At 72.8% G+C, this 12,977-nt stretch carries 17 protein-coding genes and 4 pseudogenes; 11 read left to right on the top strand and 10 right to left on the bottom strand.

The features are described 5' to 3' along the window. Positions 1-12: 12 nt before the first annotated feature. Positions 13-924, bottom strand: coding sequence for an HpcH/HpaI aldolase/citrate lyase family protein (locus G6R25_RS15290; RefSeq protein ID WP_235948570.1), 912 nt, complete (start codon positions 922-924; stop codon positions 13-15). A gap of 135 nt (positions 925-1,059) precedes the next feature. Beyond that, on the bottom strand, positions 1,060-1,401 hold the full coding sequence (locus G6R25_RS27340; protein WP_163553493.1) for an SDR family NAD(P)-dependent oxidoreductase: 342 nt from the start codon (positions 1,399-1,401) through the stop codon (positions 1,060-1,062). An 80-nt stretch (positions 1,402-1,481) separates the two neighbouring features. Between G6R25_RS27340 and G6R25_RS31620 the strand changes: the two are divergent. The 3 genes and pseudogenes from G6R25_RS31620 to G6R25_RS15275 all read left to right on the top strand — a co-directional run. Next, positions 1,482-1,586: pseudogene (locus G6R25_RS31620) on the top strand (MerR family DNA-binding transcriptional regulator); the annotation flags it as partial. Between the two features lie 91 nt (positions 1,587-1,677). Continuing rightward, positions 1,678-1,863, top strand: a complete 186-nt coding sequence (locus G6R25_RS31615) for a hypothetical protein (RefSeq protein WP_235948567.1) — start codon at positions 1,678-1,680, stop codon at positions 1,861-1,863. Positions 1,864-2,019: 156 nt separating this feature from the next. Then, positions 2,020-2,724 (top strand): alpha/beta fold hydrolase, encoded by a 705-nt coding sequence (locus tag G6R25_RS15275; RefSeq protein ID WP_235948565.1) that lies wholly within the window; start codon positions 2,020-2,022, stop codon positions 2,722-2,724. A 26-nt stretch (positions 2,725-2,750) separates the two neighbouring features. Here the strand turns inward: G6R25_RS15275 and G6R25_RS15270 are convergent, their stop codons facing one another. Beyond that, positions 2,751-3,434, bottom strand: a complete 684-nt coding sequence (locus tag G6R25_RS15270; RefSeq protein ID WP_163553492.1) for a M50 family metallopeptidase — start codon at positions 3,432-3,434, stop codon at positions 2,751-2,753. Positions 3,435-3,752: 318 nt separating this feature from the next. On the opposite strand from G6R25_RS15270, the gene G6R25_RS15265 reads away from it, so the two are divergent. The 4 genes from G6R25_RS15265 (at position 3,753) to G6R25_RS15250 (ending at position 6,224) form a co-directional block, all read left to right on the top strand. Continuing rightward, positions 3,753-4,799: an aldo/keto reductase gene (locus tag G6R25_RS15265; protein ID WP_163553491.1), complete on the top strand. Its 1,047-nt coding sequence runs from the start codon at positions 3,753-3,755 to the stop codon at positions 4,797-4,799. A gap of 242 nt (positions 4,800-5,041) precedes the next feature. Continuing rightward, positions 5,042-5,299, top strand: coding sequence for a hypothetical protein (locus G6R25_RS15260; protein ID WP_163553490.1), 258 nt, complete (start codon positions 5,042-5,044; stop codon positions 5,297-5,299). Positions 5,300-5,431: 132 nt separating this feature from the next. Continuing rightward, complete coding sequence (locus G6R25_RS15255) at positions 5,432-5,947, top strand: mycothiol transferase (protein WP_163553489.1); 516 nt, start codon at positions 5,432-5,434, stop codon at positions 5,945-5,947. A gap of 88 nt (positions 5,948-6,035) precedes the next feature. Then, positions 6,036-6,224, top strand: a complete 189-nt coding sequence (locus tag G6R25_RS15250; protein ID WP_136449026.1) for a hypothetical protein — start codon at positions 6,036-6,038, stop codon at positions 6,222-6,224. 231 nt (positions 6,225-6,455) lie between these two features. Here the strand turns inward: G6R25_RS15250 and G6R25_RS15245 are convergent, their stop codons facing one another. Both G6R25_RS15245 and G6R25_RS15240 read right to left on the bottom strand, forming a co-directional pair. Then, entirely contained in the window at positions 6,456-6,893 is a 438-nt protein-coding gene (locus G6R25_RS15245; protein WP_136449363.1) for an SsgA family sporulation/cell division regulator, read from the bottom strand. Positions 6,894-7,065: 172 nt separating this feature from the next. Next, positions 7,066-7,254, bottom strand: coding sequence for a hypothetical protein (locus G6R25_RS15240; RefSeq protein ID WP_163553488.1), 189 nt, complete (start codon positions 7,252-7,254; stop codon positions 7,066-7,068). A gap of 86 nt (positions 7,255-7,340) precedes the next feature. Here G6R25_RS15240 and G6R25_RS15235 point away from each other — a divergent pair, with 86 nt between their 5' ends. The 4 genes and pseudogenes from G6R25_RS15235 to G6R25_RS27325 all read left to right on the top strand — a co-directional run. Then, positions 7,341-8,255 (top strand): mechanosensitive ion channel family protein, encoded by a 915-nt coding sequence (locus G6R25_RS15235; RefSeq protein ID WP_163553487.1) that lies wholly within the window; start codon positions 7,341-7,343, stop codon positions 8,253-8,255. Between the two features lie 31 nt (positions 8,256-8,286). Beyond that, positions 8,287-8,754, top strand: coding sequence for an Rv3103c transmembrane domain-containing protein (locus G6R25_RS15230; protein ID WP_163553486.1), 468 nt, complete (start codon positions 8,287-8,289; stop codon positions 8,752-8,754). 99 nt (positions 8,755-8,853) lie between these two features. Next, positions 8,854-9,474: a LapA family protein gene (locus tag G6R25_RS15225; protein WP_235948563.1), complete on the top strand. Its 621-nt coding sequence runs from the start codon at positions 8,854-8,856 to the stop codon at positions 9,472-9,474. A gap of 113 nt (positions 9,475-9,587) precedes the next feature. Beyond that, a pseudogene (locus G6R25_RS27325) lies at positions 9,588-9,716 on the top strand (ribonuclease BN); the annotation flags it as partial. Between the two features lie 25 nt (positions 9,717-9,741). Here the strand turns inward: G6R25_RS27325 and G6R25_RS15220 are convergent. The 5 genes and pseudogenes from G6R25_RS15220 to G6R25_RS27305 form a co-directional block, all read right to left on the bottom strand. Next, a complete protein-coding gene (locus G6R25_RS15220) occupies positions 9,742-10,248 on the bottom strand; it encodes a universal stress protein (protein WP_235948561.1) in 507 nt (168 codons plus the stop codon). A 20-nt stretch (positions 10,249-10,268) separates the two neighbouring features. Next, positions 10,269-10,577 (bottom strand): WD40 repeat domain-containing protein, encoded by a 309-nt coding sequence (locus G6R25_RS27320; RefSeq protein WP_336501577.1) that lies wholly within the window; start codon positions 10,575-10,577, stop codon positions 10,269-10,271. Beyond that, entirely contained in the window at positions 10,534-11,142 is a 609-nt protein-coding gene (locus G6R25_RS27315; RefSeq protein ID WP_235948572.1) for a WD40 repeat domain-containing protein, read from the bottom strand. Before G6R25_RS27315 ends, G6R25_RS27320 begins: the two co-directional genes overlap by 44 nt. A 78-nt stretch (positions 11,143-11,220) precedes the next feature. Beyond that, a pseudogene (locus G6R25_RS27310) lies at positions 11,221-11,316 on the bottom strand (hypothetical protein); the annotation flags it as partial. A gap of 811 nt (positions 11,317-12,127) precedes the next feature. After that, positions 12,128-12,796, bottom strand: a pseudogene (locus tag G6R25_RS27305) (serine/threonine-protein kinase); the annotation flags it as partial. Between the last annotated feature and the right edge of the window lie 181 nt (positions 12,797-12,977).

Genomic DNA, 12,977 nt, shown 5'->3' with positions numbered 1-12,977 from the left:
CTGCGGTCGCCGCTAGCCGGTGGTGGCGAGCTCGGCGATGGCGGCGTCGACGGCGAGCAGTCGGCGAGCGTTGTCGACGTGCAGGTTCTCGATCATCCGGCCGTTGACGGTGACGACGCCCCGGCCCGCGGCGGCCGCGGCCGCCCAGGCCCGCACGATCTCCGCGGCCTCGGCGAGCTGCTCCTCAGACGGCGAGAACGCCTGGTTGCAGGGCCCGACCTGGCCTGGATGGATCAGGGTCTTGCCGTCAAAGCCCAGCTCACGGCCCTGCCGACATTCGGCGGCGAAACCGTCGGCGTCGCGGACGTCGTTGTAGACGCCGTCGAGGATCGCCTTACCGCTGGCCCGCGCCGCCAGCAGGCACAGCCCCAGACCGGTCAGCAGCGGCGCCCGGCCGGGCACATGATCGGCGCGCAGCTCGTTGGCCAGGTCGTTGGTGCCCATGACCAGCACGGCCAGGCGCGGCGAGGACCGGGCGATCTCCAGGGCGCGCAGCATCGCGATCGGCGTCTCGACCATCGCCCAGATCAGGGTGCGCGCCGAGGCCCCGGCGGCGGCCAGGTCCCGCTCGACGGCGTGCACGTCCGCCGGCGAGCCGATCTTCGGGACGACGACGGCGTCCGGTCCCGCCTGGGCGGCGGCGCGCAGATCGTCGGTGTGCCAGGGGGTGTCCCGGCCGTTGATCCGAATTGCCACCTCACGCCGGCTGTAGCCGCCGGCGGCCACAGCCGCGCAGACCCGCTCACGGGCCTCCTGCTTGGCGGCCGGGGCGACGGCGTCCTCCAGGTCGAGGATGAGCGCGTCGGCCGGCAGGCTCTTCGCCTTCTCCAACGCCCGCTCGTTCGCCCCCGACATGTACAGCACCGACCGGCGCGGCCGGTAGTCCGCCGCCGTCCCCTCGGCCGTGGTCCGCTCGGCTGTCACCGCATTCCTCCCGTCCCCGCACGCCCGTCCGGTCCCGGCCCGGCCGAAACCTGTCGGCCTGCCGGTGACCAGGGCGAACCGGGCCTCGCTCAGGCCAAACCGGTTATTTCCGGTCGAGGGCGCAGCGGCCTCACCCTACTGGCCCGACAGTCGGAACGCCGGAACACGGCCGCCTTCGTCCCGGCCTCCGCCGTCGACGATGCCGTCGACGGCGCCGTCGACGACCTCACGGGCCGCGGTGGCACTGGTGTGCCAGTTGACGACGACGGCGGCGCCGTCGGCCGCGAGTCGGCGCGCCACGGCGCGGCCGATTCCACGGGAAGCGGCGGTGACCACGGCGACCTTGCTGACCAGCGGCGACGCATACGGATCACGGACCGCCGGCGTCGGCGGAGACGGTGCGGTGGGCGGCCTGGGTGCAGAGTCGGCGGATTCGATCGGTGCGCTGTTCATGAGCCCGAGGCTAAAGTCTGACATCGATGTAAGAGTCAAGCCGGCCGGCCGGCTCGAGGAAGAGGATCAGGATACGTATCGGGGAGCTGGCTCGGCGCACCGCCGTGAGCGAGCGGCTACTGCGCTATTACGAGGAACAGGGCCTGCTGCATCCGGCGCGGCTGCCCAGCGGCTACCGGGTGTACGCCGAGTCGGACGTCGACCAGGTCCGCCGGATCCGCACGCTGCTCTCCGCCGGCCTGCCCACCACGTTGATCGCCCAGGTGCTGCCCTGCGTGCGGGGGGGGCGGGGGCCGCCTGGTGCCGTGCGCCGGCCTGGTCGCGGACCTGGCCCGGGAACGGGCCCGGATCGATGCGCGGATGGACGATCTCGTCGCGTCCCGCCGGGTGCTCGACGCGATGATCACCGCCGGCGAGACCGAGCCCTACGACGTCGCCCGGCCGCGGGATCGCCCGGACGACCGCGCGGCCAACCCGACCAGGTGAGGATGTGCACGTGGTCAGTGCGAGCGGGTGGCGGCTGCCGGTGGCGGCGGGACTGGAGCTGCACGTCGAGGACATGCGGCCGGACGGCGACCGCCCGGCTCGACAGCCCCGCCCCGCGCCCCGCGCGAGGAGGCCGGCGTCGAGGATGGCCCGGTCGTGCTGGTCCACGGCATCGCCGGCAGCACCGCGGACTGGGCAGCGGTGGCACCCGAGCTGGCCGCATCGCGCCACGTCGTCGCCTACGACCATCGAGGACACGGCGCGAGCGGCCGAGCACCCGGCGGACGAGCGGACTACACCTTCGACCTGCTCCTCGCCGACCTCACCGCCGTGGTCGCAACACTCGGGCCGGCCAGGATCCACCTCATCGGCCACTCGCTCAGCGGCGTGATCGCGCTACGGTACGCGTTGGAGCATCCGGGCCGGGTGCGTTCCCTTGTGCTCGTCGACACCGCGGCCGCCCCGGCCACCGCCACCGGCCCAGTGGCAAGGCGGATCGTGGCCGCGGTACTGGGAGGGGTGGCGGCAATCGCGTCGCGTACCGGCGCCAACAGTGTCAACGGCCGGGGTGGGGCGGTTGCGCTCGCCGCGCTGGGCCGGGAACTCGCCGGTTATCCCTCGCTTGTCCCCCGGCTCGGCGAGATCACCGCGCCGACGACCGTCATCGTCGGCGAGCGCGATTCCATGTTGCGGGCCAGTGCGCAGACCCTGGCGCACGGCATCCAGGCCGCCCATCTCGCCGTGATCGCCGAGGCCGGCCACTGCCCGCACATCAGCCGTCCGCTCGCCTGGCTGGCCGCCGTCGTCGACCACCTCGCCCGCGCCGAGGCGGCCGTGGCCGGCGGTGCCCTGGCCGGTTGACAGGCATCTCACCGGGCTGGCGAAGGTCAGGCCAGCAGGAGGGCCGCACCCTTCAGGGCGCACCACAGGCTGAAGACGGCGAAGGCGAGGACCCAGAGCAGGGCGGGGATGTGGGTGCTCTCGGCGAGCCTGTCGGCGTCCGACCCGACGGCGCCGAGCCGGCGGGCCCGGTGCAGCACCAGCACCGACCGCGGACCGGAGAACAGCAGCACCCAGGTGAGCAGGTAGGCGTACCAGGTCTGCGCCCAGTCCGGGCAGTAGCGGGCGGTGAGCACCATGGAAGCCCCCACGATGACGACGACGCGCTCACCGAAGCCGTTGCGCACCACGAGCAGCAGGGCGGCGAGCGCGAGCACCCCCAGGATGAGGACGGCCGTGACCTTCCCCGCTGCCAGCAGCCGCGCCGAGCAGACCCCGACGAGGGACGGGAAGAGGTAACCCGCGGCCTGGGTCGCGAACAGCCCGACCCCGCTGCGCCGGCCGAAGGACCAGGTCAGGCCGGTGCCGTCCGCATCCACCCAGACGCCGGCCACCAGCCGTCCCACGAGAAACGCGGCGAACGCGTGCCCACCCTCGTGGACCGCCGTGTCGAGATGCTCCGGCCACCTGCTCACCACCAGGGCCAGCAGGGCGGTCACGACAGCGACCACCCGCAGCGCCGCCGCACCGTCCACCACGGCGGCCAGCGCCCCACCCGACCCAACCACCACCGTCTCCCCCTCCCCCGAGCCTGCGGACGATCATCCCAGCCCGCAACGGCCGCTTCCCCGCCTAATTCCGGTTTCCGGGATCGCCTCTCGAGCGGAACCGAGAAATCACCTGCCGGATCGCCTGCCCCGGGGTTGACTTGGAGTGCGCTCTCATCGTTACGGTCTGCTGGGGCGACGATCCATGCTGAACGATCCCCGCCTGTCCGGAGCCCTGCCCGCTCGATCCCTCCGGCCAGGCAGTAACGGGGACGGCCGCGGCCGCGCGGGATCGGCGAGGACAGCTGCAGGGCCAACGATGACGAGCAGGAGGCTTCACCCATGCGGTACCGCAAGCTCGCCCGGACCGGCGTCGAGATCAGCACCCAGTGCCTGGGTGCCATGATGTTCGGCGCCTTCGGCAACACCGACCACGACGAGTGCGTACGCATCATCGGCCGCGCGCTCGACGCGGGCATCAACTTCATCGACACCGCCGACGTCTACTCTCAGGGCGAGAGCGAACAGATCGTCGGCCGGGCCATCAAGGGCCGCCGGGACGACATCGTCCTGGCTACGAAGTGCTTCACCGCGATGGACGAGGAGCGCAACCACCGCGGCGGTTCCCGACGCTGGATCACCCGGGCGGTCGAGGACAGCCTGCGCCGCCTCGACACCGACTACCTCGACCTGTACCAGGTGCACCGCCACGACTGGGACGTCGACCTGGAGGAGACCCTCGGCGCCCTGACCGACCTCGTCCATCAGGGCAAGGTCCGTTACCTGGGTTCGTCGTCGTTCCCCGCCGACTGGATCGTCGAGGCGCAGTGGGCCGCGCGTCGGCGCAACAGCGAGCGGTTCGTCTGCGAGCAGCCACAGTACTCGATCTTCGCCCGGTCGATCGAGGACGGGGTGCTGCCCGCGACGCTGCGCCACGACGTGGGCGTCATCCCGTGGAGCCCGCTGGCCGGCGGTTGGCTGACGGGCAAGTACCGGCGGGACGCCGAGATCCCGTCGGGCGCGCGCTACGGGTCGCAGGGCATGTTCGCCCGCCGCCGCGGCGGTACCGGGCTGGATGAGGACCCGAGCACGCCCGCCCGGTACGACGCGGTGGAGGGGCTGAGCACGATCGCCGAGCAGGCCGGGATCTCGCTGACCCACCTGGCGCTGGCGTTCGTGGACAGCCACCCGGCGGTGACGTCAACGATCATCGGGCCGAAGACGATGGTGCAGCTCGACGACGTGCTCGCCGGCGCCGACGTCACCCTCGACGCGACCACGCTCGACGCGATCGACAAGGTCGTCCCGCCGGGCACCGACATCGCGGGGGTCGAGCACTACAGCGGGGACCCGTCCCTGCGACCCGCGTCCCGCCGCCGCACCGGCTGACCTCACCTTGCTGCAATGACCCCACGTTCCTTGCCCTTCCAGAGGGACGAATCGGACACTGAACCCTCTGGAAGGGCAAGGAAGGCGAACCCCTGCCCCGAGCCCCGGGGCTCGGGGCAGGGGCCGGCGGACCGGTGTCGGCGAGCCGGTGTCAGCGGGCTGTCAGCGCGGCGGCCGCGCCACGCCCGGCGACTCGCCGGTGTCTCGCCGAACTGTCAGTGGTGGCCGGCAAGCTGATCGGCATGACGGTCAGACACGAACACTGCAGTCCCGCGATCGTCCCCGAGGGGCTGGTCAAGCGCTACGGCGCGACGACTGCGCTCGCGGTCGTCGACCATGAGCGGATCATCGCCCACGGCTCGCCGGAGGCGCTGATGAAGCAGACCAGCGCGCAGACCCTGGCGGTCCGCCCCGGGGACGCCGTCGCCATGCTGCTCGGCCTCGGCTACATCCTCGGCTTCCGGGTACGGTCCGGCCGGGATCGAGGGCGAGCAGAGTGAGCAGCGTGCGCGGGCGGGCACCGCCGACGTCGACGGTTGGGCGCGAGCCCGGTGCCGGCACCGGACCGGCCGCCCTAAGATCACCCCCGACGCCGCCGGAATTGCAGCGACCATGTGAGGGGAGCCCGCGCGATGAACGGTTCCGATCTTCTCGCCGATGCCTTCGGGCGGATCCGGGACGAGGTGCGCGACGCCGTCGCCGAGCTCGACGAGGAGCAGCTCGCCCTCCGCGTCGACGGGACGTCCAACTCCATCGGCTGGCTGGTGTGGCACCTGACCCGGGTTCAGGACGACCACGTCGCCGACGTCGCCGGGCTCGAGCAGGTCTGGACCGCGAGCGGCTTCGCGGACCGGTTCGCGCTGGCGCTGCCCGTCGCGTCGATCGGTTACGGGCATACGGCCGAGGAGGTCGACGCGGTCCGGGTGGCCGACCCGGCGCTGCTCGTCGGCTACCACGAGGCCGTCCACGACCAGACCGTCCGCTACCTCGCCACGCTGACCGACGGCGACTTCGACCGCGTGGTAGACGAAAGGTGGGAGCCTCCTGTCACCCTTGGGGTCCGCCTGATCAGCGTCGTTTCGGATGACCTCCAGCATGTGGGCCAGGCGGCGTTTCTGCGGGGCATCATCGAGCGAAGGCAGTCGTGACGGCGCCGGGACGACGGCCCACCGGCCGCCCGGACGTTTCGTCACCGCGGCCGGGATCCCATCGCATATTCGGCAAAAGGTAGGCGTCGTGCCCCATTGTTTCGTTGCCGGCGACGGTCAGCTCATCGTGCTCGACGTCTGGCGGCCCACCGAGGCCTTCCACCAGTTCTTCATCGACCCGCCCGCCATCGACATTCTCATGCGAGACGCCGGGGTCGCCGACCCGCCCGAGATCCCCTTCTGGCAACCGACCGAGGGCGCCCCCGAAGCACCCTGAGTCACCCATCACCCATCACCCATCACCCTTCCGGCGCCCGCCGGCCTCCCACGCCCGCCAGCCGGCTGCTCGCCGAGATCGAACTCCGCCACCCGACCGCCGCGTGCTTCGAGCTGTTCACGGGTGCCCGCAGCGTCGACAACATCCGCCTCTACACCCGCTGCGGGTACCGGGAGACCGGGCGGGCCGCCGAAGGCGGCATCGAGATGATGTTCCTAGCGAAGCAGGGCCTCAGGGGTTGCGGGTGCGCAGAAGGGTGCGCAGCTCCGTGTTCCAGTCGATGCCCTCGCTCTCCCGGCCCGCCGGCACCTTCTCCTCGATCTCCGCGAGGAACCGGGTGACGATCGAGCGGGGCAGTTCGAGGTCGGCGTGCCCGGACGGGCTGGACAGGGAGACGGTTACGACCGCTCGCCCCTCCGACCGGGTCGGCCGGATACGCACGTCGCCGGTGCCGGTGGGGCCCTGCGTCCCCTCCGCGAGCAGCGTGCGCGCGAAGATCCAGGTGATGGACTCCCGGCCAGGGCGCAGGATCAACTCCACCGCGAATGGATCTGCCGGGTCGTAACGCAGGGTGCCTGCCACGGAGGCACGCGCACCGTCCTCCGTGACGAAGTCGGCGGACAGATCGCGCACCACGACATGCGCGGGCGTCGAACTGTAACGGAGCATCGCTGCCTCCCAACACGGTCGGATCCGACCCTGTTAGCATCGCTCTCGCCGCGCTCCGGATCGGCCGCCCGAAGGCCCCTGTGTACAGGCGGAACAACCCCACGGCCACGGGCCGATCAGCATGAGCGCCCGCGAGCGTCGGTGGGCCCGCGAACGCTCGGGTCCTCGAACATCAGCCCCAGGTGGTCAGGTTGCGGCTGAGTCCGCCGACCGGCGCCCCGATCGTCTCCCCGGCTGGGCCGGCGGGGCCCCGGTGCCGGCTCGCGACGACCGGCGGGGGCACGCACGGCGTAGTCCGATCGGTCATCGGCGGCGGATCGGACTCGGCCCGAAACCACATCTGGGCCGGAAGGGCGCTCATGTGACCTCGATCCGGTGTGTACCCGTTGGTTGGACCGAGGGTAGGTTCGGCGGGGTGAGCGGAGTTCGACAGCCCTATTGGACCGCATGATCAGCGCAGCCGGCGCGTCCGCGGCCGTGATCACCGCGTCCGCCCCGCTGAGCGACATCGGGCACTGGGCCCGCGGCAGCGGCCTGGAGGTCGTGCTGCTGGTGACGGGGGCGGCGCTGCTCACCCGGTTGGCAACCTGGCTCGGCGACCGCGTCACCAGCCGGATCGACGTGTCCGCCACCGGGACGGACCGGGTGGTGCGCACGGAGGCGGCCAAGCACCGGCACGCCGTCGCCCAGGTCGTCACCTGGGCCGTACTGGTCATCGTCTACTGCCTGACGGCGGTGCTGGTGCTGCAGCGCTTCGGCGTCCCCCTGACCGGCTTCGTCGCACCGGCGACAATCGTCGGTGTCGCCCTCGGCCTCGGTGCGCAGCGGGTCGTGCAGGACATCCTCGCCGGGTTCTTCATCATCGCCGAGCGCCAGTACGGCTTCGGCGACCTGGTCCGCCTGCTCGTCGCCGGCGGGCCGCCGACCGGGTCGACCGGCACGGTGGAAGAGGTCACGCTGCGCATCACCCGGATCCGGACGACCAGCGGCGAGGTGGTCACCACGTCCAACGGGCAGATCGTCCAGGTGATCAACCTGTCCCGAGACTGGGCCCGCGCGATCGTCGACGTGCCCATCCCGGCGACCGCGGACCTCACCACCGTCAGCGACCTGCTCAACCGGGTCGGCGCCGAGTCCTACGCGGACGAGACCCTGCACGCCCTGCTCCTCGACGCCCCGACCGTGATGGGCGTGGAGAGCATGGACCTCGACGAATTCAAGATCAGAGTGGTGGCCCGCACCCAGCCAGGTCGGCAGTTCGAGGTGGGCCGGACGCTGCGGGCGCGCATCGGCACCGCCCTGCTGCGGGAGGGCATCATCGTGCCCACGGATCTCGACACCGCCGCTCCCACCTCCTCTTGACCGGCCCCGACCCGACCAGGCGGTCCCGCGCTTGACATCACTGTCCTCACTGCGCCCGGTCCAGTTCCTGCACTCGATCCACATGCGCCGCTCCACCATGGCCCTGGTGGTGTTCTTCCTGCTGACGGTGGCGCTGTACCTGCTGGTCCGCCCGACGCCCGAGCACGTCGCGCAGACCCGCCGCGCGACGCAGACCGAGCAGTCGGCCGTGGACGGCGGGTCGCCGGAGAACTCCGCGAAGCCCACGTCCACGCGACGACACGCCACCGCGACACCCACCGCCACCGCGACGCCCACGCCGACCCCGACGCCGAGCGCCACCCCCGATCCATCGGCCACGGCGACCCCCACCACCCCGCCGTCGGGGTCCCTCACCCCGACCACGACCGCCGGCACCGGCTCGGACCTGCGCTCGGACGGCACCGCGGCAACGCCGGGCGTAACCGCGCCTGCCCCCACCGCTGGCCTCGGCCTCTCGGGAACCACCGGTCAGCCTTGAGCCGACCGCCCGGAACAACATGACACCAGACCACTGACAGACAACAAATGGTCGCCCGAAAGGGTGGGATATGGACGAGCGATTGGGTAGGGATCGGCCATGACCACACCGCCCACCCCCGCACCGTCTGAGGGCGGTGCCCCGCGAGCCGGAACCGGCCCCATGGGCTCGCCGGTGTCGACCACCGAGCCCATCCCCGCCGCACAGCTACCGCCCGACGCGCCGCCCCCGGCCGCCGCCTACCCGGTGCCACCGACGCCCGCTGCCGCCCCGCGATCACCGACCTCACCGACGACCGACCCGGGATCACCGACGACCGACCCACGCAGGCGACGGCGGGGCCTGGGACGGAACGGGCGCACCGAGCGGACGCACATCCCGGCGACGCGCACCAGCCGCGTCTGGACGACGCTGCTGCTGTTCGCGCTCGTCCTCATCCTTCTACTGATCTTCATCCTGCAGAACCAGGACGACGTGAAGCTGTCCTACCTCGGCGCGCACGGGTCGATCCCGCTCGCCGTGGCGATGCTGTTCTCGGCGATCGCCGGCGCGCTTCTCGTCGCGATCCCCGGCGTCGGCCGCATGATCCAGCTCCGCAAGGCAGCCCGGCGCGGCACCGCGGCCACTCCCGCCGCTCCCGTCGCTCCGGCCGATGGACGGGTCCCATCGGACCCGCCGGCCGGCAAGGCAGCCAAGATGCTGCACCGCCCGGCCCGGTAGACAGACCGCGTTGAGACGGCGCCGCGGGGATGACCGGCCCACCGACCGCCGCACCGCCGTCCAGGACACCGGCGCCGCGCCCACACCAGGTGGGGCAGTGGTGCCGGACCAGCATGATCGCCCTGTTGTACTGGAGCACGCCCAACGTGCGCCCGTACGGCTTTCGCTGGCTGACGCCGGGCAGCGTGCTGGCCGTCGTGATCTGGCTGGTCGCGTCCGGGGCGTTCGCCGTCTTCGGCGCCGGGTCGCCCGCAACTGACGGGGCGCTTAAGGGACGACCGTCACCGGCCACAGGCCGCTGCGGACCAGCCGGCTCGCCAGCGAGCCGATGAGCCGGTGCCCGGCGCTTTCGGACGCGCCGACGACGACCATGTCGGCCTGCACCTCGGCGGCGCTGCGCTTGATCCCGTCGAACGGGTCACCGGCGCGGACGAGGAACCGGATCGGCACGCCGAGCTCGTCGGAACGTTCGTGGATCGACGTGCGCACCTCGGCGGCGATCGAGTCCACGACCTGCTGGATCGCCTCCCCGGCCGGGGCCGGGGACATCGCCGCCCAGACCGATGGCGACGCGACGTACACGACGACGAGCCGGGACGCCTGGCGGCGGGCGAGGCCCGCGGCGAACGCCGACGCGCGCATCGACGTGCGGGAACCGTCGACACCGGCGAGGATCGTCCGCGGACCATCCGTACCGAGTTCGAACCGCCCCGGCTTCCAGGCCGGCCCGAAATCCTCGACCGTCATCACCGATGGACCCAGCTCAGCGCTCACGGCCGCAGTCTTTCAGGATGTCAGGGGGGGTAGGGCATCGAGCCGAACGCGGTGGCCCACTCCTGCCGGGTGATCCGGTTCGCCGGGTCGGTGCAGGCAGCGTGGGCGAGCCGACCCGGGTCGGCCTCCCACAGCCGCAGCGTGCCGTCGTGCCCGGCGGACAGCACGACCCCGGTGCCGGCGACGAACGTGACCGTGCTGATCGGACGGGTGTGCCCGTGCCACTGGGTGAGCGTGAGCGGCGCGGCGGGATCGGAGACGTCGAACAGGCGCACGGTCTCGTCGTCACCACCGGACGCCACGAGCGCGGGAGCAGCGCCGCGGGCCACACTTGAGACCCCGCCGAGCTGCCCGGGGATGACCGCCTGCGGGACGGGAAGCGGGGTCACGCAGGTCCCACAGTCGGACGGTGGCGTCGACGCCGCCGCTGACGAGCAGGGCACCGTCGCCGGTGAAGGTCACGGCGCGCACGGCGCGGGTGTGCCCGCGCAGGATGGCCCCCGGCGTGGGGTGGGCCGCGTCGTGGATGTCCCACAGCCGTACCGTGCCGTCCTCCCCGCCGAGGGCCAGGGTCCGGCCGTCGGGGGCGAACGCGACGGCGTACACCCCGCCGGTGGCCGTGTCGGCGCGGGAGCGCTGCGTCGGGGCGGCGGGATCGGTGATGTCCCACAGCGCGAGGGTGCCGTCGGCCCCGGCGGAGGCGAGAGTGTTGCTGTCCGGGCTGAAAGCGACGGTTCGCACGACGTCGGTATACAGCCTCGCGACGGACCAGCGGCTGATGTGCTCCGGGTCGTGCACGTTCCACAGCCGCACCGCACCATCGGTGCCGCCGGAGGCGAGCAGGTCACCGCCGCCGTTGAAGGCGAGCGCTCCGATCCAGCCGGTGCTCGTCACCGAGCCGAGCCGGGCAAGGCTGGTCCGATCGGTGACCTCCCACACGGTGATGACGCCGTCCGTCCCGCCGGTGGCGACGTGGCGCCCGTCCGGGCTGACCGCCGCCGACAGCACGGCACCGGTTCCGGCGTTGACGGCGCTGGGGACGACGTCGGCGCCGAACAGGGCGATCATCGCGCTGCGGGTGGCCGGCGAGCTCGGCGCGGCCGTGTAGGCGGCCAGGGCGAGACGGCGAGCCAGCGCGCCGTCGTCGTCCTGGAGCGTGATGGCGCGAGCGGCGACCGAGTCGGGCACGCTCGTCGTCGCCGCCGGCTCGTTCCCGCCACGGTCGACGAGCACCACGACCAGGCCCGCAGCGATGGCGATGACGGCGACCACCGCGGCGATCAGCCACGGTCGGCCCGAGCGCCGCCGGCCGCGGGCCGGCGGATCCGTCGGCGGGCCACCCCGCGGCACTCTCGCCGCCGGGTGCGTGGCCGGCTTCGTCGCCCGGCGGACGCTCGTCCACGCCGCCGCGGACGAGAGGTTCGGACTTGGTCCAGATCGTGACCAGCCCGTCGGTGCCATCCGCCGCGATCGTCCCCCACCGCTCGGCCGGCTGCCAGGCGGCATGCTGGCCCGACGGGGACGCCTCCCCGACCGGCCTGGACGGTGCGCGCCCGGCGGTCGCGGCCGGTGGGCCGGCCCGGTCCGCGGGCGTCTGCGGGCCGGAGTGGCCGGCACGCGAGGGGATCGGTGGGAACTCGGGCGGCGCCCCGCCGAGCTGAGGATCCGTGACGGGGGTGAGCGGGGTGAGGGGGTCCGCGGCGGCCCCGGGCCGGGCCCCCCGCGGATTGGTGATCAGCGGTCGGATGAGCGCGGTCACCGCGGACAGGGACAGCGGCGGCTGCGGGACCGCGACCGGCGCGTCGGCACGCAGGTCGAGCAGCCGGGCGTAGAGCTCCTCGGCGCGGGGCCGGTCCGCGGGGTCCTTGCGCATCGCCTCCTCGACGAGCGGGCGCAGGCTGTCCTCGAACCCGTCGAGTGCGGGCGGTTCGTTCACGGTCCGGAACAGCAGCCCCGGCGTCGGGCCGCCGCCGAACGGGTAGCGGCCGGTCCCGGCGTAGATGAGGACCCCGCCCCAGGCGAACACGTCCGCCGCGGAGGTGGCCTGCTCGCCCCGAGCCTGCTCGGGCGCCATGAAGGCCGGCGTCCCCAGCTGGTGGTCCGCGCCGTAGCGGTCGAGATCGAGCCTGGTGGCGGTGTCCAGGGCACGGGCGATGCCGAAGTCGATGACCTTGGGGGCGAGCCGGGACAGCAGAATGTTGGACGGTTTGAGGTCGCGGTGCACGATGCCGGCCCGATGGATGGCCATCAGGGCGGTCGTCATGCTCACCACGAGCTGGTGCAGCTCCACCGGGCTCAGTGGGCCGCGTCCCGCCACCGCCTCGGCGAGCGTCGGACCGTCGACGAACTCGGTGATCAGGTACGGCTGCTCGGCGTTGATGTCAACGTCGAGGACCGCGGCGGTGCAGAACCGGGCCACCCGGCGGGCGTTGTCGGCCTCCTGCTTCAACCGCGCCCGGAACTCGGCGAGACGGGCAAGATCCGACCGGATCAGCTTGACGGCCACCTGCCCGCCGGCCGGGTTCACCCCCAGGTAGACCGTGCCCATGCCGCCCGCCCCGAGCCGGCGCAGCAGCCGGTAGGGGCCGGCCTGGGTCGGTTCCCCGGAGCCCGGCCCGGGACGACGGTCGTCCGCGCCATCGGCGGTGGCGCCGTGACCGGATGGGTGGGACATCGGTGCGTCACTCCCGCCCTGGTCGTCGAGGATGCCGGCCGACGCTCTGCCGGCG

Origin of the sequence: Candidatus Frankia alpina, assembly GCF_902806485.1 — a bacterium.
Lineage (GTDB): Bacteria > Actinomycetota > Actinomycetes > Frankiales > Frankiaceae > Frankia > Frankia alpina.
This window is presented reverse-complemented; position numbering and strand designations above follow the sequence as displayed.